At 71.6% G+C, this 26,378-nt stretch carries 25 protein-coding genes and 2 tRNA genes; 16 read left to right on the plus strand and 11 right to left on the minus strand.

The features are described from left to right. The first annotated feature begins 2 nt into the window (after nucleotides 1–2). The 7 genes from ABKA17_RS36820 to ABKA17_RS36850 all read left to right on the plus strand — a co-directional run bounded on the left by ABKA17_RS36820 (nucleotide 3) and on the right by ABKA17_RS36850 (nucleotide 6,566). On the plus strand, nucleotides 3–1,145 hold the full coding sequence (locus tag ABKA17_RS36820; protein ID WP_502994497.1) for a phosphatase PAP2 family protein: 1,143 nt from the start codon (nucleotides 3–5) through the stop codon (nucleotides 1,143–1,145). Next, nucleotides 1,096–2,235, plus strand: coding sequence for a hypothetical protein (locus ABKA17_RS36825; protein ID WP_353696723.1), 1,140 nt, complete (start codon nucleotides 1,096–1,098; stop codon nucleotides 2,233–2,235). Before ABKA17_RS36820 ends, ABKA17_RS36825 begins: the two co-directional genes overlap by 50 nt. Beyond that, nucleotides 2,226–3,818, plus strand: coding sequence for an amino acid adenylation domain-containing protein (locus tag ABKA17_RS36830; protein WP_353696724.1), 1,593 nt, complete (start codon nucleotides 2,226–2,228; stop codon nucleotides 3,816–3,818). The genes ABKA17_RS36825 and ABKA17_RS36830 overlap by 10 nt, the downstream gene beginning before the upstream one ends. After that, nucleotides 3,815–5,149, plus strand: a complete 1,335-nt coding sequence (locus tag ABKA17_RS36835) for an AAA domain-containing protein (protein WP_353696725.1) — start codon at nucleotides 3,815–3,817, stop codon at nucleotides 5,147–5,149. The genes ABKA17_RS36830 and ABKA17_RS36835 overlap by 4 nt, the downstream gene beginning before the upstream one ends. Nucleotides 5,150–5,432: 283 nt before the next feature. Further along, entirely contained in the window at nucleotides 5,433–5,798 is a 366-nt protein-coding gene (locus tag ABKA17_RS36840; protein WP_353696726.1) for a DUF8844 domain-containing protein, read from the plus strand. Between the two features lie 107 nt (nucleotides 5,799–5,905). Beyond that, the gene (locus tag ABKA17_RS36845; protein WP_353696727.1) at nucleotides 5,906–6,502 is read left to right on the plus strand and encodes a bifunctional DNA primase/polymerase; all 597 of its coding nucleotides are present in this window, start codon (nucleotides 5,906–5,908) and stop codon (nucleotides 6,500–6,502) included. Beyond that, nucleotides 6,493–6,566 (plus strand) — tRNA-Lys (locus tag ABKA17_RS36850). The genes ABKA17_RS36845 and ABKA17_RS36850 overlap by 10 nt, the downstream gene beginning before the upstream one ends. 209 nt (nucleotides 6,567–6,775) lie before the next feature. Here the strand turns inward: ABKA17_RS36850 and ABKA17_RS36855 are convergent. After that, on the minus strand, nucleotides 6,776–8,047 hold the full coding sequence (locus ABKA17_RS36855) for a M6 family metalloprotease domain-containing protein (protein WP_353696728.1): 1,272 nt from the start codon (nucleotides 8,045–8,047) through the stop codon (nucleotides 6,776–6,778). 282 nt (nucleotides 8,048–8,329) lie between these two features. Between ABKA17_RS36855 and ABKA17_RS36860 the strand changes: the two genes are divergently transcribed. Next, nucleotides 8,330–10,165 (plus strand): putative bifunctional diguanylate cyclase/phosphodiesterase, encoded by a 1,836-nt coding sequence (locus tag ABKA17_RS36860; protein ID WP_353696729.1) that lies wholly within the window; start codon nucleotides 8,330–8,332, stop codon nucleotides 10,163–10,165. Here the strand turns inward: ABKA17_RS36860 and ABKA17_RS36865 are convergent. The 3 genes from ABKA17_RS36865 to ABKA17_RS36875 form a co-directional block, all read right to left on the minus strand. After that, nucleotides 10,144–11,232 (minus strand): LLM class flavin-dependent oxidoreductase, encoded by a 1,089-nt coding sequence (locus tag ABKA17_RS36865; protein ID WP_353696730.1) that lies wholly within the window; start codon nucleotides 11,230–11,232, stop codon nucleotides 10,144–10,146. The two genes, ABKA17_RS36860 and ABKA17_RS36865, sit on opposite strands and share 22 nt — an antisense overlap. Nucleotides 11,233–11,452: 220 nt before the next feature. Next, nucleotides 11,453–12,184, minus strand: a complete 732-nt coding sequence (locus ABKA17_RS36870) for a maleate cis-trans isomerase family protein (RefSeq protein ID WP_353696731.1) — start codon at nucleotides 12,182–12,184, stop codon at nucleotides 11,453–11,455. Then, nucleotides 12,181–12,984 (minus strand): maleate cis-trans isomerase family protein, encoded by an 804-nt coding sequence (locus ABKA17_RS36875; RefSeq protein WP_353696921.1) that lies wholly within the window; start codon nucleotides 12,982–12,984, stop codon nucleotides 12,181–12,183. Before ABKA17_RS36875 ends, ABKA17_RS36870 begins: the two co-directional genes overlap by 4 nt. Nucleotides 12,985–13,116: 132 nt before the next feature. Between ABKA17_RS36875 and ABKA17_RS36880 the strand changes: the two genes are divergently transcribed. Continuing rightward, on the plus strand, nucleotides 13,117–14,064 hold the full coding sequence (locus ABKA17_RS36880) for a D-2-hydroxyacid dehydrogenase (RefSeq protein ID WP_353696732.1): 948 nt from the start codon (nucleotides 13,117–13,119) through the stop codon (nucleotides 14,062–14,064). 19 nt (nucleotides 14,065–14,083) lie between these two features. Beyond that, nucleotides 14,084–15,469, plus strand: coding sequence for an amidase (locus ABKA17_RS36885; protein WP_353696733.1), 1,386 nt, complete (start codon nucleotides 14,084–14,086; stop codon nucleotides 15,467–15,469). Here ABKA17_RS36885 and ABKA17_RS36890 read toward each other — a convergent pair. Then, a complete protein-coding gene (locus ABKA17_RS36890; RefSeq protein ID WP_353696734.1) occupies nucleotides 15,450–15,944 on the minus strand; it encodes a DUF3830 family protein in 495 nt (164 codons plus the stop codon). The genes ABKA17_RS36885 and ABKA17_RS36890 overlap by 20 nt on opposite strands. Nucleotides 15,945–15,991: 47 nt before the next feature. On the opposite strand from ABKA17_RS36890, the gene ehuB reads away from it, so the two are divergent. From ehuB to ABKA17_RS36920, 6 genes are all read left to right on the plus strand, one after another. Then, entirely contained in the window at nucleotides 15,992–16,915 is a 924-nt protein-coding gene (gene ehuB, locus ABKA17_RS36895; RefSeq protein WP_353696735.1) for an ectoine/hydroxyectoine ABC transporter substrate-binding protein EhuB, read from the plus strand. Beyond that, the gene (gene ehuC, locus ABKA17_RS36900; protein ID WP_353696736.1) at nucleotides 16,912–17,631 is read left to right on the plus strand and encodes an ectoine/hydroxyectoine ABC transporter permease subunit EhuC; all 720 of its coding nucleotides are present in this window, start codon (nucleotides 16,912–16,914) and stop codon (nucleotides 17,629–17,631) included. The genes ehuB and ehuC overlap by 4 nt, the downstream gene beginning before the upstream one ends. Then, nucleotides 17,628–18,278 carry an ectoine/hydroxyectoine ABC transporter permease subunit EhuD gene (gene ehuD / locus ABKA17_RS36905; protein WP_353696737.1) on the plus strand — a complete coding sequence of 217 codons (651 nt, stop codon included), beginning with the start codon at nucleotides 17,628–17,630 and terminating at the stop codon, nucleotides 18,276–18,278. Before ehuC ends, ehuD begins: the two co-directional genes overlap by 4 nt. Next, entirely contained in the window at nucleotides 18,268–19,053 is a 786-nt protein-coding gene (ehuA, locus tag ABKA17_RS36910; protein WP_353696738.1) for an ectoine/hydroxyectoine ABC transporter ATP-binding protein EhuA, read from the plus strand. The genes ehuD and ehuA overlap by 11 nt, the downstream gene beginning before the upstream one ends. Nucleotides 19,054–19,248: 195 nt before the next feature. Next, the gene (locus tag ABKA17_RS36915) at nucleotides 19,249–20,007 is read left to right on the plus strand and encodes an IclR family transcriptional regulator (protein ID WP_353696739.1); all 759 of its coding nucleotides are present in this window, start codon (nucleotides 19,249–19,251) and stop codon (nucleotides 20,005–20,007) included. An 87-nt stretch (nucleotides 20,008–20,094) separates the two neighbouring features. Continuing rightward, nucleotides 20,095–20,168 (plus strand) — tRNA-Lys (locus tag ABKA17_RS36920). Here ABKA17_RS36920 and ABKA17_RS36925 read toward each other — a convergent pair. The 6 genes from ABKA17_RS36925 to ABKA17_RS36950 form a co-directional block, all read right to left on the minus strand. Next, nucleotides 20,134–21,807, minus strand: a complete 1,674-nt coding sequence (locus ABKA17_RS36925) for a long-chain-fatty-acid--CoA ligase (protein WP_353696740.1) — start codon at nucleotides 21,805–21,807, stop codon at nucleotides 20,134–20,136. The genes ABKA17_RS36920 and ABKA17_RS36925 overlap by 35 nt on opposite strands. 65 nt (nucleotides 21,808–21,872) lie before the next feature. Further along, nucleotides 21,873–22,388 carry a DUF3592 domain-containing protein gene (locus ABKA17_RS36930; protein WP_353696741.1) on the minus strand — a complete coding sequence of 172 codons (516 nt, stop codon included), beginning with the start codon at nucleotides 22,386–22,388 and terminating at the stop codon, nucleotides 21,873–21,875. A gap of 88 nt (nucleotides 22,389–22,476) precedes the next feature. Next, nucleotides 22,477–22,908: a DUF3592 domain-containing protein gene (locus ABKA17_RS36935; protein ID WP_353696742.1), complete on the minus strand. Its 432-nt coding sequence runs from the start codon at nucleotides 22,906–22,908 to the stop codon at nucleotides 22,477–22,479. 25 nt (nucleotides 22,909–22,933) lie between these two features. Continuing rightward, nucleotides 22,934–23,539, minus strand: coding sequence for a lytic polysaccharide monooxygenase auxiliary activity family 9 protein (locus ABKA17_RS36940; protein ID WP_353696743.1), 606 nt, complete (start codon nucleotides 23,537–23,539; stop codon nucleotides 22,934–22,936). Between the two features lie 134 nt (nucleotides 23,540–23,673). Beyond that, nucleotides 23,674–24,813 carry an SPFH domain-containing protein gene (locus tag ABKA17_RS36945; protein ID WP_353696744.1) on the minus strand — a complete coding sequence of 380 codons (1,140 nt, stop codon included), beginning with the start codon at nucleotides 24,811–24,813 and terminating at the stop codon, nucleotides 23,674–23,676. Nucleotides 24,814–24,924: 111 nt separating this feature from the next. Then, nucleotides 24,925–26,244, minus strand: coding sequence for a peptidoglycan-binding protein (locus ABKA17_RS36950; protein ID WP_353696745.1), 1,320 nt, complete (start codon nucleotides 26,242–26,244; stop codon nucleotides 24,925–24,927). Nucleotides 26,245–26,378: the final 134 nt, after the last annotated feature.

Here is a 26,378-nt window from a genome sequence, read left to right on the forward strand (position 1 = left end):
GGATGAGGAACCTTTCAGGGAAAAACACGGGCGGGCCACCCCCATCATCCCGCACCCTGTGCGGGGGCAACCCGCCGGGCGATCTCTGCGTCCTAGAGGGCCGAGGCCCCTCGACAGGGCCAAAACACATACACCGTAAAGTGGTAAGACCGGGCAACCGGACGCCGCGACCAGAAGGGGGAGGCGATCGGATGCCGCACGCCGAGACACCAGGCATCGAGGCTGCCTCGCGAACCCGCCTGCGCTGGTGGACAGAGCTGCCGCTGCTCGTCCTGGTGTACGCCTGCTACTCGGCGGGCCGGCTCCTCGCGCGGGGCGACGTCACGCACGCCGTCGACCACGGTCTGGCGATCCTGAAGGTGGAGAAGTTCCTCCACATCAACGCGGAGCACCCGCTCAACCGCCTGTTCACCAGCCAGGCCTGGATCGGCGTACCGGCCGACTTCTGGTACGCGTCACTGCACTACGTGGTCACCCCGGCGATCCTGATCTGGCTCTTCCGGTCTCGCACGGTGCGCTACCGCGCCGCCCGCACCTGGCTGATGACCTCGACGTTCATCGGCCTGATCGGCTTCACCCTGCTGCCGACCTGCCCGCCGCGGCTGCTGTCGGAGAGCTACGGCTTCGTCGACACGATGGCCCAGTACAGCTCGTACGGCTGGTGGGGCGGCGAGGCGAGCGCGCCCCGGGGCATGGGCGGCATGACGAACCAGTACGCGGCCATGCCGAGCCTGCATGTGGGCTGGGCCCTGTGGTGCGGCGTCATGCTCTGGCGCTACGGCGGAACGCGTATGGCGAAGGCCGCCGGTGTCGCCTACCCGCTGATCACCACGATCGTGGTGATGGGCACCGCCAACCACTACTTCCTCGACGCGGTCGCGGGCGCCGCCGTCATGGGTGTCGGCCTGCTGCTGGCGCCGCTGGTGATGCGCGGCGCGGACCGGTTCAAGGCGCGCGCGGCAGTGGTCCTCACGCCTGCCGCGGCGAGCACTCCCGGCACTCAGGCCTCAATTGTCAGTGCCGGATGCCAGACTTCCGCGGGTGAGCGAATTCCACGGCAGCGCGAGTCACTCCTCGGAGCCGGAGCCGAGCCGAGTGCCTCTCCCACGGACGCGGGGGACGGCGCTCCGGCAACAGCTCGCTGAGCTGCGCGGTCCCGACGTACCGGCCAAGGCGCTGGATGCCCGCGCCCTGGCCGCCCTGGCCGCCAACCCGGGTTGCAGACGGCGCGCGATCCTCGACGGCGCCGGGGTGAACAAGGCGGCGCTGGCGGGCGCGCTCGGCTCGCCGTCGGCGTTCGGGCAGTCGCAGTTCGCGCTCACCCGGGGCAACGCCTTCGAGGCGAAGGTCAAGGCGGACGGCGGCGCGGAGCTGCTGCGGCTGGTCCACGAGCGGCTGGACCCGGCCGCCGAACCGCCCGTCGACGCGCGCGTGCCCGAGCTGACCGCGATCGGCCCCGAGGGGCGCACCGCGCGTACGGCGCTGGCGCTGCGCGAGGCCACCGAGGCGGCCGGCGCGTGGACGCTGCTCGACCACCCCATGCTCGCGCTGGACGTCGCGGGCTCCCCCGCCTTCCTGGAGCCGGACGCGGTGGTGGTGCACCCGGACGGCGGCTGGACGGTCGTGGAGATCAAGTCCTTCCCGATGCTGGACGGTTCCGCGGACCCGGCGAAGGTCGGCGCGGCCGCCCGGCAGGCGGCGGTGTACGTACTGGCGCTGGAGCAGGTCGCCGCGCGTCTCGACCCGGCGCCCGAGGTCCGCCACCGGGTGCTCCTGGTCTGCCCCAAGGACTTCTCCAACCTGCCCACCGCGTCCGCCGTCGACATCCGCAAGCAGCGCGCGGTGACCGACCGCCAGCTGGCCCGTCTCACCCGGATCCAGGACATCGCCGACACCCTCCCCGAGGGCACCTGCTTCGACCCCGCCCGGCCCGCCGAGGAGCTCACGGCGGCCGTCGAGTCGGTCCCGGCGACCTACGCGCCCGAGTGCCTGGCCGCCTGCGAGCTGGCCTTCCACTGCCGAGGCCGCTCCCGCGAGACCGGCGCGGTGACCTCCCTGGGCCGGTCCGTCCGCGCCGAGCTCGGCGGGCTGACCACCGTGGCGGACGTCCTGGCGGCGGCCCACGGCACGGCGGGCGACCCGCGGGACCCGGTGGTGGCGGCCCTGCGCAGAGCCGCGGAACTGCGGGCCGAGGCGCTGTCGGCGACGGGCACGGAGGCACCGGCATGTCACTGATCGCCACCCTCGCCCGTCTGGAGGCCGTCAGCACCGGCCGCGCCCAGCCCGCCGCCACGGTCCGGCATCGCCACCTCGCCGACCGCCCCCTGGTCTTCGTACCGCTCACCACCGCCGGTGAGGCCGGTGCCCCGCTCGGCGCGCTCGTCGGCACCGACCGGGACGCCCCGCGCCTGCTGGTCGTACCGCAGCCGCGCGACCGCGATCTCAGGTTCCAGTTCCTGGCCGAGCTGGCGGACGTCGTGCTGCCGTACGTGGACACGTACGCCGAGGACGTCGAGGCCGCCGAGCGCAACGAGACCGATCCGGAGACCGGCAAGCGGGTCAAGGTCGAGGTCGAGCTGTGCGCGGACGCCCCGCAGCTGATCGTGCCGAGCCGCGCGGGCATCGACTTCGTACGGCTGCTGGGCCGCTCCATGCGCTTTCGGCGTACGGCCGAGCAGGACCCGGAGGCCCCGCACCCCGCGCCGCCGCGCGTGCCGTTGCTGGGCCGGTGGCTGACCCACTTCGGGGAGCGGGCCCGCGTCCCCGGCTCCTCCCTGCTGCTCGCCACGACGGAGGTCCTGTCCCGGCACTGGGCGACCGGCCAGTCCACCCTGGAGGACCAGCACCTCGGCGCGCTGCTCGCCTGGATCGATCCCCCCGAGGGCGCGACCGGCGCCGAGGCCGCCCTGGAGGCGGAGCTCGGCCGGGACGCGAAGGGCCAGCTGCTGCATCCGCCCGCCGGCCCGGCCACCGACCCGGCGTTCGACAACAAGCTGCTCGCCCCCGCCATCGAGCGCTACGACCGCGCGCGGACCGCCCTGGCGGCCGCCGAGGACGGTCTGGAGGCGGACGACCGGCTCGGTGAACTCACCGGCGCCGAGCGTGAGATCAGGGAGCTGGTCGCGAGCCGGACCCGCCCCACCTGGGACGCGGTGTGGCGCGGCCTCGACCTGCTGCGGGCGCTGCCGGAGGGCACGCGCGTGCAGGAGCGCTGGACCCGGGACCGCTGGTCCTTCACCAGCCACCGCGACCGTGTCCTGGCCGGCGAGCCCCCGCAGCCGCGCCGCGACGACGCGGTGACCGCCGCCAACAAGCTCGCCACGCGCGAGCGCGAACAGGCCCGCCTGGAGGCGCAGGAGGCCCTGGACGACCCGTTGGTGATGGCGGGTCGGCGGCTGTCCGGGGAGGCGTTCGCGGGCGAGGTCACGGATGTCGTCATGGTGTACAGCGACGGCAAGCGCCCCAGCCCGCGCCCGCTGGTCACGGTCCGCACGGACGACCGGCCGCACCTCGCGGAGCGCGCGAAGGTGTACCGCTCCCTGAACGGCAAGCCGCAGTCGGCCGAGTTCGTCGGCCACGAGGACGACGGGGCGCTGCTCGTCCTGCGCGTCCTGGACAAGATGGGCCGTGGCAAGGAGCCCGAGGCCGGTTCCGTGCCGGAGAAGGGCGACCGGCTCTGCTTCACCCTGTTCGAGCACGAGCAGCGGGGCGGCGCGAAGCTGCCCGACCCGGAGGACACGCCCTGGACGCACGGCGGCCCGCCCGGTGAGGCCGTCCAGGAGGCCGCCGATCGTCCGACCGAGGAGGACGTCCTGTGACCACGGTCTTCGATCCCGGCGCGGCCGCCGCGCAGGCCACCGACGCGATCCTCCACCACACCCTGCACAGCGATCGGCGCGGTGTCGTCGTGGACTCCCCGCCCGGGGCCGGCAAGTCCACGCTGGTCGTCCGCGCGGCCCTCGAACTGGCCGAGGCGGGGCGCCCGCTGATGGTCGTGGCGCAGACGAACGCCCAGGTCGACGACCTGGTCCTGAGGCTCGCGGAGAAGAATCCGGACCTGCCGGTGGGCCGGCTGCACAGCAGTGACGCCGACGCCTACGACAAGGCGCTGGACGAGCTGCCGAACGTACGGAAGTCGGCGAAGCCGGCGGACCTGGCCGGGCTCCCGGTCACCCTGTCCACCGCCGCGAAGTGGGCGCATGTCAAGGTCGACGAGCCGTGGCAGCACGCGATCGTCGACGAGGCGTACCAGATGCGCTCGGACTCGCTGCTGGCCGTGGCCGGTCTGTTCGAGCGGGCGCTGTTCGTGGGCGACCCGGGGCAGCTGGACCCGTTCGCGATCGTGGGCAGCGAGCAGTGGGCGGGGCTGTCGTACGACCCGTCGGCGTCGGCGGTGACGACCCTGCTGGCCCACAATCCGGAGCTCCCGCAGCACCGCCTGCCGGTGTCCTGGCGGCTGCCCGCCTCGGCGGCCCAGCTCGTCTCGGACGCGTTCTACCCGTTCACGCCCTTCCGCAGCGGCACGGACCACGGCGACCGGAGCCTCGCCTTCGCGGTCCCGTCGGACGGTTCGGGTCCGGACCGGGTGATCGACGAGGCGGCGGTGTCGGGCTGGGGCCTGCTGGAGCTCCCCGCGCGGCACACCCCGCGCACCGACCCGGAGGCGGTACGGGCGGTGGCGACGGTGGTGCGCCGCCTGCTGGACCGGGGTGGCGCGGCGACCTCGGAACGCGGACCGGACCCGGCCCCCCTCACCTCCGACCGCATCGCCGTGGGCACCGCCCACCGCGACCAGGCGGCGGCGGTCCGCGCGGCCCTGGCCGAGCTGGGCGTCACGGAGGTGACCGTCGACACGGCGAACCGGCTCCAGGGTCGGGAGTACGACGTCACGGTCGTCCTCCACCCGCTGTCCGGCCGCCCCGACGCCACCGCCTTCCACCTGGAGACCGGCCGCCTCTGCGTCCTCGCCTCCCGCCACCGGCACGCCTGCATCGTGGTCTGCCGCGCCGGGGTGGGCGAGCTGCTGGACGACTATCCGTCGACGGAACCGGTACAGCTGGGGACGGTGGTGAAGTTTCCCGACGGGTGGGAGGCCAACCACGCGGTGCTGGCGCGGCTGGCGGAGCACCGGGTGGAGTGGCGGCCCTGATGGGGCGCTGCGAGCGCGGCCCCGACAGGCACCCCCTCCGCCGGGGGCGGCCGATGATTACAGCCCCGGGCGGCTGGGAAGCCAATCACGCGGTGCCGACGCGGCCGGCGGAGCACCGGGTGGGGCGGCGCCCTTGACGAACCGCCGTGCTCGCCGCCACCGCCCTCGGGCCTCCCTTCCGCCCCTTGAGCTGCCCTTTACCGCCTACTTGCGGCCCCGCGAGACAATGGACGACGGCCCACTCCGCAGGAGGGTCATCGGCACCGTACGAGGAGGAGAAGACATGGCGGAGCCCACGCCGCGTCGGCACGAACCGCGGCTACGCCCCGCGCCCCTGCTCTTCGAGCCCGCGCAGGCGGCCGCCGATCCGGAGCACTTCTTCGACCTGGAGTCCATCGACGACCCCAGAGCGCTGCTGGACCGGGCGACGGAGCTGACGCTCGCCTTCCGGGCGGCGACGGACCGTGCCGTGGAGTTCCAGGCGATCGCGGCGGCCCAGCTGGCGGATCCGCGGCGGTTCGACCGGCTGACACCGGCGGACATCGCGGAGCGGGCGGAGTGGACCGAGGACTACGCCAAGAAGATGGTGGAGTTCGGCCGGGACCTGATGAGGGGTGCCGAGGGCAAGGGCACCATCGACCCTGCGTAAAGCTCTGGCATATGCCAGGCGAGCAAGATACTCCTCCGCGCCTTCCCTTGTCCCGGTTTCCGGCAACCCTCTGAGACGGAACGCTCACGCCCGGTACACCTGGAGTCATGAGCGACACAACCAAGGAGCTCTTCTCCGACCGTTCCGACGTCAGCGGGGTCACCGCGGACGGCGCGGAGTGGCTCGCCTCGGCAGGAACGTATCCGCGAAGCACGCTGGCCCTCTGGGAGGACCGGCCGGACGCCCCGGTCGTGCTGCCCTGCGGTACCGCGTTCGACGTCGTGAACGTCCCCGCGGTCTTCGGGCGCCGGGTGCTGGACCAGCTGTGGGACGAGGGCCCCGGTTCCGGGCCGGTCGCGGTGTTCCGGGGCCGGATGCTGCTGTTCGCCGCGCCGGGCACGGCACACCGGCTGCCCTCGCTGCTGCGGTGGGAGGAGTTCGGCCGCTCGAGCGCGGTTCCGCCGCTGCTGTGCCACGGCTCCGGCGACGCCGTGACCGTCCCCGCGCCACGGCCGACGGGGGCCGTCCCGACCCCCCTCGACAGCCGCTGGCTCGTCGCCCCGGACACCCGTCACCCCTGGTTGCCGGGCCCGGAGATCCTGCTGTGGGCAGCCGTACGAGCGGCCCGCGCGGCCGTCCGCATATCGATTTTTCCTCCCGCCGATCAGGATGCTAAGGTCTACGACGTCAGCAGGCGCCGCTAGCTCAGTTGGTTAGAGCAGCTGACTCTTAATCAGCGGGTCCGGGGTTCGAGTCCCTGGCGGCGCACAGACACGAAGGCCCCTCGCAGGTGCGGGGGGTTTTCGCTTTTCCGGCGCGGATTCTCACGGGCGCCGTGGGGGTGGCTGGGGGTCTGGGGGTTAGCCCCCAGGGGATGCAGCATCAGCGGGTCCGGGGTTCGAGTCCCTGGCGGCGCACAGACAATGAAAGGCCCCTCACCCATGGTGAGGGGCCTTTCGTGTGCTCAGGGACAGCGGTCAGCCGGTCGTGAGTCGTACCGTCCACTGGCCCGATGTCGTTCGGCCCTCCACCTCCACGCGTACGTCCTCTCCCGGCACCGTGAAGCTCTCGCCGAGGGCGATGGGGGCGTCGGCGAGGGGTGGGTAGACGGAGCGTTCCCAGCAGGCCTCGGTGTGGGGGTGGGCGTCGATCACCTGGATGGGGCCGCCGCCGGAGGCGGAGCCGGCCTTCACGCGGTAGACGAGGACCCCCTCGCGGCAGGTCGCCGTGTCGTTGCCGACCGCGCCGCGCGCCTCGAAGGCGAGCGCGCTGTCGGGCCCGGTGCGGACGACCGCGAGCTTGGTGCCCCGGCCGAGGCCGAAGGCGGCCGGGCCCCCGGCCGGGGCTCCCGCCCCGAGCGGCTCCAGTGTCAGCCGGGTCGAGCCCCGTACGCAGGTCACCTGCCGCGGCTCCAGCCAGCCCAGCTTCCACTTGTGCCAGGCGAACAGGTCCGGGGCCAGCCCGAACTGGCTGCCCATCAGGTCCCAGTCGCCGACGTAGGTGTCCCAGTCGCCCTTGCCGTCCACCGGCCGCTGGTAGAGGTCGGGCAGGTCGAAGACGTGCCCGGTCTCGTGGGCCAGGACGAGCCGGTCCGGCGGGTGCTGCTCGAAGACCGTGACGACCCGGCGGATGTCCGTCCCGTCGGCGCGCATCGGGGTGTCCAGATTGACGACCTTCGTGGCGTCGGAGTCCACGCCGGGCGCGTCCGGGTCGGCGACGAAGTAGACGACGTCGTAGCGCGAGAAGTCCACCTGCCCGTCCGCCGCGCCCAGCGCGTCGCGCAGATAGGCGGCTCGGTGGGACGGGCTCCAGTCCCGCTGTATGGCGTACGCGGTGGACGGCTTCGGCATCCGGATCCAGTGCGGCAGCGGGTGCGGGCGCAGGGCGAACCTGCCGTAGGAGGCCTGCTCGAAGAAACGGCTGGTCGCGGGGAAGTGGTCGGCGGCGAGTTCGCCGGGAGCGGTTCGCGGGGTCGCGTCCGGGAATGACAGGAACACCATCACCGCGTCCAGAGTGCGGGTCGGGCGCGGATAGGCGGCGTTCCAGGTGTCCAGACCCTCGGAGTGGTGCGCCTGAGTGCGGGTCAGGGCGCACGGGCCGGCCGAGAAGGGTTCGGCGACCGAGGGTCCGGTGATGAGGGAGGTGGCGGCCAGGGCCGACATGGTGGTGAACACGGCCGCAGCGCTGCGCAGTCGGGGGCGCGGGAAAGGGCGCGGCACAGGGACCTCCGGGTGCGGTTCGCGGGACACCGCACCCAGCCTGTGTGACATTGTCGTACTACGCCCTGTTTGTCTGCACCAGACGAGTGAGTACGGCGAAGAACCGTCAGAAGCGACACCCCGAATCGCTCACGGAACGTCACACCTGGTCGGGCGCCCTCAACAAGCCGTCCAGGTGCGGGCAGAAACGATCTGTCAGAAGCACCGGTTGGTCGGGGACACTGGACGGTGGCTGGAAGGGGTGGGGGCCAGCCTCTATGATCGGCACACTTTCCTGCACGGACAGAGATCGAGTGCACGCGGGAGCGAACGGTGAGCGGAACCTCCGAAGGGCCGACGCCCGCGGCAGATCTCGACCGGGCGGTCGTCACGGACAGTGACTTCAGTACGTCTCCTCGTACTGCATCCCCGGCATCCCCGGCACCCCCGGCCTATCAGTCGGCGTTCGTGGCCGCGCCGCTGGCCATGGCGGTCGTGGACCGCGAGGGCCTGGTCGTCGGCGCCAACAGCGTGCTCGGCGAACTCCTCGGCAGCGTGCCCGGGGCACTCGCCGGGCAGGTCGCCGCCGAACTGGTGGACCTGGCCTCGGACGCCCGTACCTGGCAGGCGTACCAGGAGGTGCTGCGCGGCCGGCAGGCCCGGCTGCGGTGCACCCGCCGGCTCAAGCATCCCGACGGCCAGTCCGTGTGGGTGCAGGTCACGGTCGCGCCGCTGGGCACGGGCGAGCCCGGGGTGCTGATGTCCATCGCCGACATCAGCACCCAGCGCGAACTCCAGGCCCGGCTGCGGCACTTGCAGATGCACGACCCGGTGACCCGGCTGCCCAACCGCACCCTGTTCTTCGAGCGGCTCTCGGCCGCGCTGGAGGCGGAGTCGTACGCGCAGGGCGGCACCGGGCGGATCGGGCTCTGCTATCTCGACCTCGACGGCTTCAAGGCGATCAACGACACGCTCGGACACCGCGTCGGGGACCGGCTGCTGGCCGCGGTGGCGGAACGCCTGACGCGCTGCGCCGACGAGGCCGGCCTGACCCGGGGCAGCGCACCGCTGGTGGCCAGACTCGGCGGCGACGAATTCGCCCTGCTCGTCGAGGACTCCACCGGCACCGACCAGCTGGCGGACCTCGCCGAGGCCGTACTGAAGGCGGTCCAGGCGCCCTTCGACATCGCGGGCCGGCGGCTGTCGGTCTCCGCGTCGATCGGCGTCGTGGAACGGCACGCGGCCGGCACCACCCCCACCGCCCTGGTCCAGGCCGCCGACACGACCCTGTACTGGGCCAAGGCCGACGGCAAGGCCCGCTGGACGCTCTTCGACCCCGAGCGCAACGCGCACCGCATGACCCGCCAGGCGCTCGCCTCCACACTCCGACCGGCCATCGAGCGCGGGGAGTTCGTCCTGGAGTACCAGCCGCTGGTCTGCATGGAGGACGGCCGGCTGCGCGGTGTCGAGGCGCTGGTGCGCTGGAACCATCCGCAGTTCGGCATGCTGACGCCGAATCGGTTCATCGGACTGGCCGAGGAGGACGGCTCGATCGTGCAGCTCGGCCGCTGGGTGCTCGCCACCGCCTGCCGGCAGGCTCGGCAGTGGCAGCTGGACCATCCCGACGAGCCGCCGATCTTCGTCAGCGTCAATGTCGCGGTGCGCCAGGTGTGGGACTCCGACCTGGTCGAGGACGTCGCCGACATCCTCGCCGAGACGGGCCTGGCCCCGGGCCTGCTCCAGCTGGAGCTGACGGAGTCCGCGGTCATGGGCTCGGCGGGCCGCCCCCTCCAGGCGCTCCAGGCGCTCAGCGACATGGGCGTCCACATCGCCATCGACGACTTCGGCACCGGCTACTCGAACCTCGCCTACCTCAGCCGGCTGCCGGTCGCGGTCCTGAAGCTGGACGGCTCCTTCGTACGGGGCTTCCAGTACGAGGGGACGGGCGCCTCGCCCAACCCCGCCGACGAGGTCGTGGTCGAGGCGATGATCCAGCTGGCCCACCGGCTGGGGCTGACCGTCACCGCCGAGTGCGTCGAGACCTCCGCCCAGGCCTCCCGGTTGCGCAGCATCGGCTGCGACACCGGCCAGGGGTGGCTGTACTCGCGGCCGGTGGCGCCGGATCGTATCTCCGAGCTGCTCGTCGGTCAGGCGGTCGGCAACCCGTAGGCGTCGGCGATCAGTTCGTACGAGCGCACGCGCAGGTCCGCGCTGTGGGCGTGGGACGTGATCATGAGCTCGTCGGCGCCGGTGCGCTTGTGGAGGTCGTCGAGGCCGGCACGGACCTCGTCGGCGGTGCCGTGGATGACGTTGGCGTTCCAGGACGTGATGAAGTCGCGTTCCATGGGGCTGAACTCATAGGCCTCCGCCTCCTCGGGGGTGGGGACGAGGCCGGGGCGGCCGGTGCGCAGCCGGACCATGTTGAGGCTCGCGGCGAGGACCTGGCGGCGGGCCTCCTTCTCGTCGTCCGTGGCGAGGGCGGAGACGCCGATGAGGGCGTACGGCTCGTCGAGGACCGCGCTCGGGCGGAAGGACTCGCGGTAGAGGTCGAGGGCCGGGACCGTGTTCTGCGCCGAGAAGTGGTGGGCGAAGGCGAAGGGCAGGCCCAGGGTGGCGGCCAGACGGGCGCTGAAGCCGGAGGAGCCCAGCAGCCAGATCGGCGGGCGGTGCGGGGACTGGACGCCGCCGGGGGACGTCGACTGGATCGGGCCGGGGACCGCGTGGATACGGGCGTAGCGGTGGCCGTCGGGGAAGTCGTCGTCCAGGAAACGGGTCAGCTCCGCGAGCTGCTCGGGGAAGTCGTCGGCGCCCTCGTGGAGCGTCTGGGTGCGGCGCAGGGCCGCGGCGGTGGCGCCGTCGGTGCCGGGGGCTCGGCCGAGGCCCAGATCGATACGGCCCGGGGCCATCGCCTCCAGCGTGCCGAACTGTTCCGCGATGACCAGCGGGGCGTGGTTGGGGAGCATGACGCCGCCCGAGCCGAGGCGGATGCGGTCGGTGTGGGCGGCGAGGTGGGCGAGGATCACGGCGGGGGACGAGGAGGCCACGCCGGGCATGGAGTGGTGTTCGGCGACCCAGTAGCGGTGGAAGCCGCGGGACTCCGTCAGTTTGGCGAGGTCGACGCTGGTGCGCAGGGCCTGGGTGGCGGTGCGGCCGGCGCCGACCGTGACGAGGTCGAGTACGGAGAGGGGGACCGGTGCCGTGCCCTGTACGGTGCCTCGGATCTCGTCTGCCGTCACGGGGGTGCCTCCTGGTGCTGTGCCGTCCACTGAGTCTTGGGGCGGTAACAGGAGGGAGGCTCCGGTTATTCCTTCTCCCCCGCCGCCCTTACCCGTTCCCATCCCCAGGGGCGCTGCCCCTTCGACCCCGCTGGGGGCTGCGCCCCCAGACCCCCAACGGCCCGAAGGGCCTCGTCCTCAAACTCCCCCAGAGGGGGTGCCCCCAGACGGGCTGAAAGACCTACACCTGCACGATCGGCTCCTTCGTGAACAGGGCACCCAGATTCGGCGCGTTCACCCTCCGGTCCGCCAGCCTCAGCCCCTCCCAGACCGTGACCTGGTTGGCGGTCAGGATCGGCTTGCCGAGTTCCTTCTCCAGGGAAGTGATGTGCGCGGCGGTGTGCAGGGCCGTGTCCGGGAGGAGGAGGGCGTCGGCGTCCGCGGTGTCCGCCTGCCTCGCCAGTGCGAAGATCTCCGCCTCGCCCCAGGTGCCGACCTCGGCGGCCGTGATGATGCCGGCGCCCTTCAGGCCGGTCACCTCCAGGCCGCCCGCGCGCAGGAACTCCGCGAAGAGTCCCGCCACGTCGTCCGGGTACGTCGCTCCGACGGCGACCCGTCCCGCCCCGATCTCCCGCGCCGCGTGCACGAAGGCGAAGGACGTCGAGGAGGCCGGCATGCCCGCGGTGCGGGCGAGGGTGCGGACCTGGTCGTGGGCGCCCTCCCAGCCGTAGACGAAACTGCCGCTGGTGCAGGCCCACACCACGGACTCGGCGCCCGCCATCCGCAGTTCCTCGACGCCCGCCGCGAGGCGCTCGGCGGAGCCCATGCGGCGCAGGGCGTCGGGGCGGTGGGCGTCCTCGCCGATGTCGGTGTGGACCACGTCGAGGCGGACGTCGCTGCCCAGGAGCTGCTCGATGCGCGGATAGTCGTCCTCGGCGGAGTGGCCCGGGTAGAGAAATCCGAGTGCGGTCATGTCCAGCCTTCCTGCTGCTCTTCGTCCGGCAGTACGGGGCGCACGGGGCCGATCCTGGCCGCCGGATCGATCAGCGCCTGGTACGGCCCCACCGCTCGGGTACCCAGTCGGCGCAGCGCAGCCCACATCGTCACCTGGTTGGCCGAGATCACCGGAAGACGCAGCTCCGCCTCCAGTTGCGGGATGACGTCGTACGTCGGGAGGTTGGTGCAGCTGATGAAGAGCGCGTCGGCCTCGCCCCGTACTCCGCGGACCGCCTTGCGGGCCATCGCGGCGACCTCGCGGTACGGGACCTTCCAGATGTGCCTGGTCAGACCCATGAAGGCACAGCCCGTGACCGATATGCCCGCCTCCGCGACGTACTCCTCCAGGGCCCGGGTGACCGACACCGTGTACGGGGTCACCAGCGCCACGCGGTGGACGCTGAGGTCGATCAGGGCCTCCAGGAGGGCGCCGGACGTCGTCACCGACGGGACCGCGCCGGCCCTCGTCATCGCCTCGCACATCGCCCGCTCCCCCGCGACCCCGCCGACGAAGCTGCCCGAGGTGCAGGCGTAGGCGACGACCTCGGGCGCGATGGCGTTCAGGGTGCGCACCGCGTCGTGGAGTGTCTCGTGCTCGCTGACGAGGCGGGCCAGGTCGAGGCTGACCTCGACGGGCACGTACGGCGTCCGGGTCAGATGCAGTGACACCTCGTCCGGGACCCAGCGCCACAGCTCGCGGTCCAGCGCGAAGTCGAAGGGGGCGACGACACCGACACCGCGCTGGGGGCGCGGTCCACCGAGAAAAGAGAGGTCCATGGCGGACACCGGCCTCACGGTGAGAGACGGGGGGACAACGGACCGTACACGCGCCCGTGTTGACGAAGGTAGGTTCGGGTGCGAGCGTGGTCAATCCGCGCATGTCAGACGCCTGTGGAGGAACGGCTTCGGATGACCGCCCCCACCCTGCTCGTCCTGGACGCCGATCCCCTCCCCCGCCTCGGCAGTCTCACCGGCCGCGCGCGTGTCGAGCACACGGACGCGTCGACGCTGGCCGAGCGGCTGCCGTACGCCGACGTGCTGCTGGTCTGGGACTTCACCTCCCACGCGGTCCGGGCGGCCTGGCCGGGCGAGGGGCCGCGACCGCGCTGGGTGCACACGGCGAGTGCGGGCGTGGACCATCTGATGTGCCCCGAACTGGCCTTGTCCGACACGGTGGTGACCAACGCGCGCGGTGTCTTCGACCAGCCCATCGCGGAGTACGTCGCCGCGCTGGTCCTCGCGATGGCGAAGGATCTGCCGCGGACGCTGGACCTTCAGCGGGAGGGTGTGTGGCGGCACCGGGAGTCGCGGCGGGTGGCCGGGACGCGGGCGGTGATCGTCGGTTCGGGGCCCATCGGCCGGACGATCGCCCGTACTCTCAAGGCACTTGAGATCACGACGGCCGTCGTCGGCCGCACCCCGCGCACCGGTATCCACGGCCCCGGCGAGCTGGACCGGCTGATCGCCCGCGCCGACTGGGTGATCGCGGCGGCGCCGCTGACGGAGCAGACGTACGGGATGTTCGATGCCCGGCGGTTCGGGGTGATGCAGCCGTCGGCGCGGTTCGTGAACGTCGGGCGGGGTCAGCTCGTCGTCGAGGAGGCGCTGGCGGACGCGCTGCGCAAGCGGTGGATCGCGGGCGCCGCGCTGGATGTGTTCGAGCATGAACCCCTCGGCCCGGACAGCCCGTTGTGGCAGGTACCGGATCTGATCGTGTCCCCGCACATGAGCGGCGACACGGTGGGCTGGCGGGACGAACTGGGCTCGCAGTTCCTGGAGTTGTACGACCGCTGGGCGGCGGGCAAGCCACTGCTGAACGTGGTCGACAAGAAGCGCGGGTACGTACCAGGGCACTGACACGACTCCGGAGGGGCGGATGACGGAGCTCACCGAACTGACCGCAGTACAGCTCGTCGACGGTTACCGCAAGGGCGAGTTCAGCCCCGTCGAGGCGACCCGGGCGGCGCTGGAACGGGCCGAGCGGATCCAGCCGGAGGTGAACGCGTTCGTACGGCTCACCGCGGACGAGGCGCTCGCCCGGGCGCGGGAGTCCGCGGACCGCTGGCGGCGCGGTGAGCCGGCGGGGCTGGTCGACGGGGTGCCGGTCACGGTGAAGGACATCCTGCTGATGCGCGGGGCGCCGACCCTGAAGGGCTCCAAGGCGCTGCCGGAGCAGGGCCGTTGGGACGAGGACGCGCCCTCGGTCGCCCGGCTGCGCGAGCACGGGGCGGTGTTCCTGGGCAAGACGACGACACCCGAGTTCGGCTGGAAGGGGGTCACGGACTCGCCGCTGTCCGGGGTCACCCGCAACCCGCACGACCCCTCGCGCACCGCGGGCGGCTCCAGCGGCGGCGCGGCGGCGGCCGTGGCCCTCGGCGCCGGGCCGCTGGCGCTGGGCACGGACGGCGGGGGCAGTGTCCGTATCCCGGCGGCCTTCTGCGGGATCTTCGCGCTGAAGCCGACGTACGGGCGGGTGCCGCTGTATCCGGCGAGCGCCTTCGGCACCTTGTCGCATGTGGGGCCGATGACCCGGGACGCGGCGGACGCGGCGCTCATGCTGGACGTCATCGGAGCACCGGACGCACGGGACTGGTCGGGGCTGGGGCCGGCCGCCGCTCCGTACACCGGCGCGCTGGACAAGGGCGTGCGCGGTCTGCGGGTCGCCTACTCCCCCTCCCTCGGCGGACAGGTGCGGGTGCGGCCGGCGGTCGCGGCGGCGGTACGGCGGGCGGTGGAGCGGCTGGCCGGGCTGGGCGCGTACGTCGAGGAGACCGACCCCGACTTCACCGACCCCGTGGACGCCTTCCACACCCTGTGGTTCAGCGGGGCGGCCCGCGTGACACAGCAGTTCGGGCCGCACCAGCGGGAGTTGCTGGATCCGGGACTGCGGGAGATCTGCGGGCTGGGGGCGCGGTACTCGGCGCTGGACTACCTCGCCGCCGTGGACGTCCGGATGGACCTCGGGCGCCGGATGGGCCGCTTCCACGAGACCTACGACCTGCTCCTCACCCCGACCCTGCCGATCACCGCCTTCGAGGCGGGCGCGGAGGTGCCGAAGGGTTCGGGGCACCGGCGGTGGACCGGGTGGACGCCGTTCACCTACCCCTTCAACATGACGCAGCAGCCCGCCGCGTCCGTCCCGGTGGGAGTGGACGGCGACGGACTGCCGGTGGGGCTCCAGATCGTGGCCGCCCGGCACCGGGACGATCTGGTGCTGCGGGCGGCGCACGCGCTGGACGGGGTCAGGCCCTTCGGAAACTGAGCGTCTCCCCGGCGGCCCCCGACCGCCAGAGGTCGTTGCACCCCTCGGCCATCTCCGCCAGCCCCTCCACCACCTGCCCCCAGACGATGCCGGGCACCCACCCCACGTCACCGTTGAGGAGGAGGTTGTTGCGCTCGTAGAAGAGGGCCAGGTCGACGACCGTGGTGCCGGCGCGGACCTCGCGGTCGTAGCCGTACGCCTTGGTGCCGAGCTCGGTGCCCGCGAAGGAGAAGTAGCACAGGTCGCCGGGGATGGGAGTGACGGTCGGATTTTCCAGGGGTGGCTCTGCTGGTGCGAACGGCGGGAACAGGGCGTAGATCTCGTTGCGGGCGTATTTCGCGTGGTAGACGTCGCCGGTGAGCGGCAGGGAATCCCAGACAGCAGCGCAGGTCACGGGCGCGCGGTCGGTCAGCAGCTTTGCCGTACAGGTGATTCCCCGCTTGACCAGCGAGACTTCGACGTAGCGGTCAGCCATGCGTTCCATAGTGCATACATCGCGTGCGCTCGGGTAGCCGCGCCGCCATGGCTCCACCGATTCGGAACGACAGAGACACATCAGGGACCGGAACCACGCGTCGATCGCTGCTCGCGGGGGTGGCGGCGCTCGGTGCGCTGGGGGCCGCCGGCTGCTCGCGGGTGGCCACGGCTTCGACCACGGATGGCGGTGATCTGCTCGAACGCCTCAGGGCGGCGGGTGTCGTACGGCTGGGAATCGCCGGCGAGATCCCGTTCGGGTACATCGACAGGGACGGTGAGCTGACCGGTGAGGCGCCCGAGCTGGCGAAGGCGATCTTCAAGCGGCTCGGGGTGGACCGGGTCCAGCCCGTTCCCACCGAGTTCGGCTCGCTCATACCGGGACTGAACTCCCAGCAGTTCGACGTCGTGGCCGCCGGGATGTACGTCAATCCCGAGCGCTGCGAGCAGGTCATCTTCGCCGATCCCGACTATCAGATGCTCGACTCGTTCATCGTGCGTAAGGGCAATCCGAAGGGGCTGCACGACTACCAGGACGTCGTGGAGAAGAAGGCCAAGTTCGCCACCGGGACCGGGTACGCCGAGATCCAGTACGCCGTCGACGCGGGGTACAAGGAGAGCGACATCCTGATCGTCCCGGACCAGGTCGCCGGGCTCAACGCCGTGGAGGCCGGGCGGGCCGACGTGTTCGCCGGTACGGCGCTCACCACCCGCGAGGTGGTCAAGAAGTCCGCCAAGACCGAGGCCACCAAGGCCTTCGCGCCCCTCGTGGACGGCAAACCCCATGTCGACGGCGGCGCGTTCGCGTTCCGGCCGACCGAGACGAAGCTGCGGGACGCCTTCAACGTGGAGCTGCGGAAGCTGAAGAAGAGCGGGGAGCTGTTCCGCATCCTCAAGCCCTTCGGGTTCACCGAGGCCGAGATGACCGACCTCACCGCGAAGGAGCTGTGCGGCGGAGGTGCGGGCGGATGACCACCGGACTGTGGGAACTCGTACTCAAGGGCGTCTGGACCACCGTCCAACTGCTGGTGTTCAGCGCGCTGGTGGCGACCGCCGTGTCGTTCGTCGTCGGTGTCGCGCGCACCCACCGGCTGTGGATCGTGCGGTTCCTCGCCGGCTTCTACACCGAGGTGTTCCGCGGGACCTCGGCGCTCATCATGATCTTCTGGGTGTACTTCGTCCTGCCGCTCGCCTTCGGCTGGCAGCTGGTGCCGATGTGGGCGGGCACGCTCGCGCTCGGGCTGACGTACGGCGCGTACGGCTCGGAGATCGTGCGGGGCGCGCTGAACGCGGTGGACCCGGCGCAGAAGGAGGGCGGGATCGCGCTCAGCTTCACGCCCTGGCAGCGGATGAAGCTGATCCTGCTGCCGCAGGCGGTGCCGGAGATGATCCCGTCGTTCTCCAACCTGCTGATCGAGCTGCTCAAGGGCACCGCGCTGGTGTCGATCATCGGCATGGGCGACCTGGCGTTCAGCGGCAACCTGGTGCGGCTCGCGTTGCAGGAGAGCCAGGAGATCTACACGTATCTGCTGGTCATCTACTTCGTGATCGCCTTCGCTCTCACCCGTCTGATGCGGGGCCTGGAGAAGAGGCTGAAGTCGGGGGTCGGCAAGGAACCGGAGCGCGGGGTCACCGCGCGTGAGCTCAAGCGCGCCGAGACCACGGGCGTCGGAGGTGGTGTCGCATGAAGTGGGACTGGGGAGCGGTCGGCGACTTCATGCCGCAGTTCTGGGACGGCCTGCTGGTCACCTTGCAGGCACTCGCCCTGGGCTCGGTGATCTCCTTCGCGCTCGGCCTCGTGTGGGCGCTGCTGATGCGGGCACCGACCCGCTGGGTGACCTGGCCGGTCGGCGCGGTCACCGAGTTCATCCGGAACACCCCGCTGCTGGTGCAGCTGTTCTTCCTCTTCTACGTGCTGCCCGAGTGGGGCCTGACCTTCTCCGCGCTGACCACCGGTGTCTTCGCGATCGGTCTGCACTACTCGACGTACACGATGCAGGTCTACCGGGCCGGTATCGAAGCGGTGCCCGTCGGTCAGTGGGAGGCCGCGACGGCGCTGAACCTGCCGGTGACCCGGACGTGGCGGGTGGTGATCCTGCCGCAGGCGATCCGCCGGGTGGTGCCGGCGCTCGGCAACTACGTCATCGCGATGCTCAAGGACACGCCGCTGCTGATGGCGATCACCGTCCTCGACATGCTCGGTCAGGCGCGGCTCTTCTCCCAGGAGCACTTCCAGTTCACCGAGCCGCTGACCGTGATCGGCGTGGCCTTCATCCTCATCGCCTATCTGGCCTCCCTCCTCGTGCGAGCCCTGGAGCGTCGTCTTGTCCACTGACATACAGCCCGAGAACAACCCCACCGACCGCCAGAGTCCCGGTGAGCTGATCCGCCTGGAGAACGTCACCAAGCGGTTCGGGGACAACACCGTCCTCGACCACCTGGACTTCTCCGTCGACGCGGGCAAGCACGTCACGCTCATCGGGCCGTCCGGGTCGGGCAAGACCACGATCCTGCGGCTGCTGATGACGCTGACCAAGCCCGACGAGGGGATCATCACCGTCGACGGGCAGCAGCTGTTCCCGGCGCCGGAGAAGCAGGTCCGCGAGATCCGCAAGCAGATCGGGATGGTGTTCCAGCAGTTCAACCTGTTCCCGAACATGTCGGCACTGCGGAACATCACCGAGGCCCCGGTCACCGTGCTCGGCATGAGCAAGGACGAGGCGGAGGAGCGCGCCCGCGAGTTGCTGGACCTGGTGGGGCTGGCCGACAAGCGCGACGCCCGCCCCTCCCAGCTCTCCGGCGGCCAGCAGCAGCGGGTGGCGATCGCGCGGGCGCTGGCGATGCGGCCGAAGGTGCTGCTGCTGGACGAGGTGACCTCCGCGCTGGACCCGGAGCTGGTGGCGGGCGTCCTGGACGTGCTCAGGGACATCGCCCGCAGCACCGACATCACGATGCTCTGTGTGACCCACGAGATGAATTTCGCCCGGGACATCTCGGACCAGGTCCTGATGTTCGACTCCGGGCGGATCATCGAGGCGGGTCCGCCGGAGAAGATCTTCAGCGAGCCGGAGAAGGACCGGACGCGGGAATTTCTCAGCGCGGTGCTCTGACTTCAGGGAGTGAAGGGGCCTGCGGGCGAGGTCCAGCGGCTGGGGCATGACTTTGGCATATGCCAGGAGGTCAGCGCCCCAGCTGAGAGGGATGGAATCTCGTCAACAGGCCCTCACTTCAAGCCTCTTGCCCGTTATCGTGGAAGGGATTCGCTGTCCGGATACGGCCCAGTTACAGAGCGCAGGGGGAACACCGTGGCGCTGAAGCACGAGCCGACCGCGCCGTACCACTCGGCTCAGGACGCCCTGCGCGTCCTGGAGACCGTGGCGCGGCACACCACCGGAGTCACCGACACCGACCTCGCCCGGCAGACCGGCATCGACCCGGAGCGCCTGACCACGCTCCTGAGGATGCTGCGCCGTGAGGGCTACGTCGAGCAGGTCACCGACGGCGCGTACGTCACGGGGGACGCGCTGACCCGCCTCGGCTCCGCGCACGACCGTGAGCAGGCCCTGCGCGAGACACTCCAGCGCACCCTGGACCGACTGCGCGACTCGGTCGGCGCGGCGGTGTACCTCAGCCGGTACGTCGACGGTGAGATCAAGGTCGCCCAGTACGCCGACGGCCCGACGACCCCGGTGGTCAACGAGTGGGTCGACTTCCGCTACTCCGCCCACGCCACGGCCATCGGCAAGAGCCTGCTGGGGCAGCTCGACCACAACAGCCGCCGCGACCATCTCTCCCGGCACAAGATGGCCCGCCTCACCTCGCGGACCATCACCAGCGACCGGCTCCTGCTGCACCGCCTGGAGTCCCAGCCGCCCACCGTCCCCCACCTCGACCTCCAGGAGTACGCGGTGGGCACGGTATGCGCGGCCGTCCCGATCACGGCCGGCTCCTCCGTGGGCTGCCTGGCCCTCTCCCTCCCGGTCGAGCACGCCCACCGGCTCCGCCAGGCAGCGGACGCCCTGAACAGGAACGCGGCGCCCGTACTCCTCTCCCTGGCCATCTGAGCGTGGTCAGAAGCACCCCCGCGGACCAGGTAGTATTTTCTCTGTCGCCAGCCGCGAGACACAGATCCAGCGGAGGGCGTGAGTCATGCGCCGCTAGCTCAGTTGGTTAGAGCAGCTGACTCTTAATCAGCGGGTCCGGGGTTCGAGTCCCTGGCGGCGCACCTCAGAAGGGCCTCTCGTGGGAGCGAGGGGCCCTTCGGGCTTTTGTAGGGGGGCCAGGTCCTCCGGGGTCAGTTTTCGGTAGGTCGGTTCTCCGGGTGGGCGCCACCACACTGGGTCGGGGCAGTGGAGGGCTTCTCTGCGTAGTTGGGCTCGGTGGATCTTGTTGGTGACTGTGACCGGCATCTCGTGTACGACTCGTACGAAGCGGGGGGCCATCTTTGTGCCGAGGTCGGGCTGGGCGGCCAGGAAAGCGGTGAAGGTGTCCGGGTCGAACGTGCCGGCGAGCGTCGCCATGACCTGGTCGCCGGTCACCGGGTCCGGGATCGCGTACACCGAGACGGCGCTCGCACCCTCGTAGCGCGCGAGGATGTTCTCGATCATCGCGGCGGCCAGGTTCTCGCTGTCGACGCGGAGCCGGTCGTCGGTGCGGCCCGCGAAGTACAGGAACCCGTCGGCGTCCCGGCAGAACAGGTCCCCCGTCCAGTACCAGCCGTCCCGCCGCCGCTCCTCCTCCGCCTCGGCATTGCGCCAGTACCCCTCGAAGGGGTTCGGCCCCTGGTTGACCAGCTCCCCTATCGCCTCGTCGCCGTTCAGCAACCGCCCGGCCCCGTCGAAGACGGCCACCGCGCACTCGGCTCGCGTCTCCGGATCGAGTACGACGAGCCCAGGCCCCGCCCGCCCCACCGCCCCGGCCGGCGTCCCCGGCGACCACTGCACGGCCGCCCCGCCCTCCGAGGACCCGTAGCCCTCCACCAGCCGCACCCCGAACCGCCGCTCGAAGGCGGCCGCGTCCACCGCCCCCGCCTCCGTACCGAAGCCCATCCGCAACGGGTTGTCCCGGTCGTCGGCGCGCTCCTCCGTGGCGAGGACGTAACTCACGGCCCGGCCCACATAGGTGAAGTACGTCGCCCGGTACCGCCGTACGTCCGACAGGAACCCCGACGCCGAGAACCGCCGCCGCAGCGCGACGCCCGCCCCTGCGGCGAGCGCGGGCGCCCAGTCGGCGATCACCGCGTTGCCGTGGAACATCGGCATGCAGACGTAGTGGACGTCGTCGGGGCGTACGCCGAACTGGTCGACGAGCGCGTGGCCCGCGGCGGCCAGCCGACCCTGCGTGCAGATCGCCGCCTTGGGTGCGCCGGTGGAGCCGGAGGTGAAGTAGAGGAGGAGGCGGTCGCTCGGGATGGCCGCGGTGGCGTCCGGTCGGGCGTCCGTGTACGGCGCGAGCAGGGCGTCGTACTCCTCCGTGCCGGTCACCAGCACGCTCACGCCGGGGAGTTCGAGGCCGGCGAGGAGTGGCAGGTGGGCCGGTTCGGTGACCAGGACGCGGCACTCGGTGTGCAGGATGTCGCGGGCCAGTTCGGGGCCGCGGCGGGTGGGGTTGACGCCGGCGACGGCGGTGCGGGCGAGAGCCGCGGCGCTCAACCACAGGGGGAATTCAGGGGTGTTGTCGAGGAGGACACCGATGTGCGCACCGGGACCGGGCGGCAGCAGATCGGCCAGCAGCGCCGACCGGGCCGCGGCGCCCGCCGCCACCTCGTGGTGGGTGAGCACCCGCTCCTCGAACCACAGCCCCGGCCGGTGGTCGTCCCACCGGGCGGCGACGAGCTCCGCGACCGTACGCGTGTTGGACTCCATGGCGGCGCACGGTAATTGATGGACCGTCAGATGTGGAGCCTCGCGGACTCACGGACTCGGCAGTCTCACGGGGTCATCGTCACTCCGTCGATCACGACGACCTCCGTGGAGCCGTCGTAGCCGTCGTCGCTGCCGAACCCGTCGGACATCTGGTGGTACGTGACCATGAAGCCGATGCAGAACACCACGGCCACCCCGAGGAAGGCCAGGATGAAGCCGGTGGACGCCGCCAGCCTGCCATTGCTCGGCGTCTTGGCCGTGGCGACCACCCGCTCGCCCTCGGCGTAGTAGACGGTGACGAAGTCGCCCTCGAGGATCGTCGCCGGGCCGTCCTCCTCCTCGAAGCGGACCGTGCGGCCGTCGCGGGCGGTGAACTCGTAGACGTGGTGGAGCGTGGTGCTCACCGAGGTGTCGTTGCCGCCGCCGTGCGTCGTCGTGAACACCCGCAGACAGCGCCCCTCGGCGGTCAGGCCGCTGCTCCAGGCGCTGCGGATCTGCATCGAGCGGTGCAGCACGCGGTAGGCCATGTAGAGGACCACGGCCAGGATGAGGGTGGGTACGGCGTAGAAGATGAGATCCATGGTGCTTCCCCCGAGGTCAGAGCACTGGTCGGTGCTGATCGTGAGGGGAACCTACCCGCCCGGAGTGCCGGACTGTCTCAAGCGAAGCTCAGAGTTCCGGCATCGTCGTCCAGGCGTAGAGGATCGCGATGACGGCGGCCCCGATGAAGAACAGCCCGAAGACCATGCCCGCCGTGTCCTTGCCGGGCTGCGGCTCGGACGCCGTGGCCTTCTCGGGGTCGACCGGCGTGTAGTAGACGAGGACCTGCTCGCCGCTCTCGCGGTCCCGGGGGCCGCCGCTCTCCTTGAAGCGGATCGCGACGCCGCCCTCGGTGGTGTAGTCGTACTCGTGCCACTGCACGCGCCGGGCCACGTTGTTGACCATCTGGGTCGTGGCCCAGGCGCGCACCACCCGGGCCTGCGCGGTCAGTCCGCTCTCCCAGGCGGCTCGCCGCTCCCTGGTCCGGCGTACGAGCGCGTACCCGCCCCAGACCAGGAGGGCGATCAGCAGGGGCATCACTATGTCGAAGTAGGAGTCCACGAGACGCGGACCCTACCGGAGTTGATCAGAACGTCACGTCCGAGCAGGCGTAGAACGCGTTGCCGGTGTCCGCGATCGTCCACACCGCGAGGATCACGTGCCGGCCGCTGAGCCCGGACGGCAGGGTTCCGCTGTGGGAGAGGGTGGCCGGGGGCTGCTGGTTGTTGTACGGGACGGTGAGGAACGGGGTCAGGTTGAGGTCGGAGCGGGCCAGGTTGTGGTTCTGGTTCCAACCCGGCTTGGTGACGTAGTACTTGAAGTCGGTGGTGGCGTGGCGGGCGGTGAACTGCCAGCGGAAGGTGTAGCTCTGACCGCCCGTCACCTTGGTGGCGGGCCAGGCGCCGCCCGAGGGGGTGCGTGGCGAGCTGAGCTGGGCGAACCGGCTGTGGCCGCCGCTGCATATCGTCCCGTCGGCCGGGCCGGACCCGGGGAAGCCCTTGAGGCCCTCGACGCTCTGCGGCTCCCACTGGATGTCGCCGCAGTTCGTCACGGTGCCGTTCTGGCAGAGCTTCTGCCGGCTGATGGGGAGGTCGGTGTAGCCGTGTCCGCTGGCGCCGCCGGAGGAGAGCACGAGGGCTCCGGCCGTGCTGAGGGCCAGCGCGGCGGCGTACCACTTGGTCTTTTTGCGCATGCTGCCGCTCCCTGGAGAACGTGGGGGAAGTTCAGTGAGGCGGTTCAGTGAGCCGTGCAGGTCTAGACCAAGTCCCAGATTATTGCGACTACTTGAGCATGTCCAGACCAATCACTGACCCGACTCCCCACGCCTCACTGACCGCTCTCCCCCCGCCCCGCGCAGAACGCCACCGTCAAGTCCTTGACCAGCGCCTTGCGTTCGTAGTCGTCCAGTTCCACCAGGCCGCGCATGGTCAGCCGGGTCACGGTGTCCTCCACCGAGTCCACGACCGACGTCAGCACGGTCGCCCGGTGCTGGGCGTCCAGCGCGGCGATCCGGCGGCGGTGCATCGCGGCGGCGACCTCGGGGGCGTACTCGACCCGTACCGGCTGCACCGAGAACACCTCCAGGCCGACCGGCCCCGCGTCCGCCGCGACCAGGCGGGTCAGCGCGTCCGTAGCCGAGTCCACCGAGGTCCGCGCCGAGCCCGGCGGCTCCACCGGCACCCGTACCAGCGCCGCCTCCACGCACTCGCGCAGATACGTCTCGTGGTCCTCCACGCCCAGCGTGGCCCGCGCGGTGTCCCGCACCCGCCACACCACCAGGACGACCACCCGCAGCGCGACCCCGTTGCCGTCGGCGGCCGGCATCGGGTCGCTCCGCCAGTGCCGCAGCCGTACGTCGACGCGGCGGCGCAGCAGCAGCGGGTTGACCCACATCAGACCGGTACGCCGGACCGTGCCCCGGTAGCGGCCGAAGAGGCCCAGCACCCAGGCCCGCCCGGTCCGCCCGCGCGCCAGCCCGCCGAAGCCGAACAGACTCAGGGCGCCGGCCCCCGCGTACGCCGCCCACTGCGCGGGGCCGAGGCCGGCGCCCGCGTACTCCGGCAGCCGCAGGGCCTCCACCGCGAGCGGCGACAGCGCGCCCGCCCACCACGAGGTGGCCACGCACCCGGCCACCCCGCAGGCGCCGGCCAGCACGCCCGCCGAGCCGGGCAGCACCCGGGCGGGCCGCTCGGCCAGCGCCGGGTCGACCTCGGCCGCGGGCCGCGGCCCGGCCGGCGCCGGACGCCGGAAGCGCGGCTGCTCGCCGGTGCCCTGCCGGCGCCCCACGACCGCGGGGCTCAGCGGCACGGAGCCCGTCTCCGGGTCGTCGCGGAACAGCAGATGTACGGGGATCTCGGTGGTCGCCTCGTTCTGGATCAGCCGGACGGGCCGGGCGCCGGCCGTGATCTCGGCGGGCCCCTCGGATCCCGGGGACTCGGGTGTGGGTGAAGTGGTCGTCGTGCTCATGGGTGCCTCCAGCCTCCGCGCCAGATGCGTCATGACAGTGGATGGGTGTTGCCGGGTGCTGCCGGGTGCTGCCGGGTGTGCGGGAAGGCGGCTAGGGCGGGCTGCGGTGGGCTACTTGAACAGCCGCCGCCAGGTCTCCGGCCCCGGGTAGCCGTCCGCCGCGCCGCCGCGCCAGCCCTGGGCGCGCTGGAAGGCCTCCACGGCCCGGCGGTCCGCCTCGCCCCAGCGCGGTCCTGGACCGGTCGTGTAGTACTTGCCGAACCCCTTCTTCACCAGCTGCTTTCCGAGCAGGGTGACGTACTTGTTGCTGACGCCGGGCCGGAACATGGCCCGCCCCGGATAGCCGGACACCCCGTGCGAGGAGGGCGCGGGCGCGGGTGCGGGTGCGGGTGGTGCGGCTGTCCCGGTCCGGATGTCCTTGCCTTCCCCGGTCACCAGCAGCGCCCAGGTCTGCGGCCCCGGCAGCCCGTCCGCGTCCTTGCCCCGCCAGCCCTGTGCCTGCTGGAAGGCCTGGGTGGCGCGGCGGTCGGTGTCCGTCCAGCGCGGTCCGGGGCCGGAGGTGTAGTAGGGCCGGGCACCGCGCTCGACGAGCATCTGGCCCAGCCGGGTGACGTGCTTGTTGTTGGCGCCGGGGCCGAAGTAGGCGGCGCCGGGGTACGGGGTGTCCGTCGGCTCGCTGGGTTTGTCGCTGCCGGCGGTGCCCGCCATCAGCCCCTTGTAGCGGTAGGCGGTGTAGCGGGCCGAGTTGCTCCAGTACGCGTACGGGGTCGCCTGCCGGCGGGCGCGCGGGCGGGTCTCCTCGTAGGCGATGTAGTAGGTGTGCGTGTAGTCGGTCCAGCCGCCGAAGATGACCACGTGGCTGCCCGCCTGCGGGTCCGCCGGGTTGTGGAAGAGCAGGATGTCGCCGGGCTGGAGGTCGTCCTTGGGGATCTTGACGCCGTACTGGTCGAGGCTGCCGGTCCATTCGTTCCCGGGCAGGTTCCAGGCCATCGAGACGAACCCCGAGCAGTCCTGGCGGTAACCGTCGGACCAGTACTCCGACATGCTGTACGGGACCTGCGCGGCGACCCAGGTCTTGGCCCGCTTGATGATGTCGGCGCGGGTGGTGGCCGGTGTCCTGATCACCGCGGGCTTGCCGCCCGGGCCGTGCAGCGGGGTCTTGCCGCCCTGCGGGGTGTCGGGCTCGTCGCCGGTGGGAACACCGGGGCGGGCGGCGGGGTTGGCGGGGTGCTCCGGGGTGTGCGGGGCGGCGAAGGCGGGGGCGGTGTGGCCGACGAGGGTGGTGGAGGCGGCCGCGGCGAGCAGGACGGCTCGGTGGGCCGCGGGGTGGCGGCCGGTGCGGGAGTGCGGCAGGACGCGCCGCCAGTGGACGCATCCGGGGCAGTCGCAGTCGCTCGCGGGATCGAATTCCTCGAATACCGGAGTCTCCATGCGCTGCCCCTCACACTCCAGATGGAAATGTCCGCGATTGTGCACGTTCGTCAGTTTCTCAACTGTCGTCCGGACGCGCATGTTGACGGTCCGAATGATGTACGGCACCCCCTTCCACCCCTGGTGAGGCGGTC

Origin of the sequence: Streptomyces sp. RG80 (assembly GCF_040446465.1) — a bacterium.
Taxonomy (GTDB): Bacteria; Actinomycetota; Actinomycetes; order Streptomycetales; family Streptomycetaceae; genus Streptomyces.

What these genes read in the sequence shown, in the direction of transcription:
- ABKA17_RS36840 (WP_353696726.1), top strand. Translation starts at nt 5,433, where the DNA reads ATGGCGGAGCCCACGCCGCGTCGGCACGAACCGCGGCTACGCCCCGCG.
- ABKA17_RS36820 (WP_502994497.1), top strand. Translation starts at nt 3, where the DNA reads ATGAGGAACCTTTCAGGGAAAAACACGGGCGGGCCACCCCCATCATCC.
- ABKA17_RS36940 (WP_353696743.1), bottom strand. Translation starts at nt 23,539, where the DNA reads ATGCGCAAAAAGACCAAGTGGTACGCCGCCGCGCTGGCCCTCAGCACG.
- ABKA17_RS36930 (WP_353696741.1), bottom strand. Translation starts at nt 22,388, where the DNA reads ATGGATCTCATCTTCTACGCCGTACCCACCCTCATCCTGGCCGTGGTC.
- ABKA17_RS36925 (WP_353696740.1), bottom strand. Translation starts at nt 21,807, where the DNA reads ATGGAGTCCAACACGCGTACGGTCGCGGAGCTCGTCGCCGCCCGGTGG.
- ehuD (WP_353696737.1), top strand. Translation starts at nt 17,628, where the DNA reads ATGAAGTGGGACTGGGGAGCGGTCGGCGACTTCATGCCGCAGTTCTGG.
- ABKA17_RS36845 (WP_353696727.1), top strand. Translation starts at nt 5,906, where the DNA reads ATGAGCGACACAACCAAGGAGCTCTTCTCCGACCGTTCCGACGTCAGC.
- ABKA17_RS36870 (WP_353696731.1), bottom strand. Translation starts at nt 12,184, where the DNA reads ATGACCGCACTCGGATTTCTCTACCCGGGCCACTCCGCCGAGGACGAC.
- ABKA17_RS36950 (WP_353696745.1), bottom strand. Translation starts at nt 26,244, where the DNA reads ATGGAGACTCCGGTATTCGAGGAATTCGATCCCGCGAGCGACTGCGAC.
- ABKA17_RS36890 (WP_353696734.1), bottom strand. Translation starts at nt 15,944, where the DNA reads ATGGCTGACCGCTACGTCGAAGTCTCGCTGGTCAAGCGGGGAATCACC.
- ABKA17_RS36885 (WP_353696733.1), top strand. Translation starts at nt 14,084, where the DNA reads ATGACGGAGCTCACCGAACTGACCGCAGTACAGCTCGTCGACGGTTAC.
- ABKA17_RS36945 (WP_353696744.1), bottom strand. Translation starts at nt 24,813, where the DNA reads ATGAGCACGACGACCACTTCACCCACACCCGAGTCCCCGGGATCCGAG.
- ABKA17_RS36830 (WP_353696724.1), top strand. Translation starts at nt 2,226, where the DNA reads ATGTCACTGATCGCCACCCTCGCCCGTCTGGAGGCCGTCAGCACCGGC.
- ABKA17_RS36875 (WP_353696921.1), bottom strand. Translation starts at nt 12,984, where the DNA reads ATGGACCTCTCTTTTCTCGGTGGACCGCGCCCCCAGCGCGGTGTCGGT.
- ehuC (WP_353696736.1), top strand. Translation starts at nt 16,912, where the DNA reads ATGACCACCGGACTGTGGGAACTCGTACTCAAGGGCGTCTGGACCACC.
- ABKA17_RS36880 (WP_353696732.1), top strand. Translation starts at nt 13,117, where the DNA reads ATGACCGCCCCCACCCTGCTCGTCCTGGACGCCGATCCCCTCCCCCGC.
- ehuB (WP_353696735.1), top strand. Translation starts at nt 15,992, where the DNA reads ATGGCTCCACCGATTCGGAACGACAGAGACACATCAGGGACCGGAACC.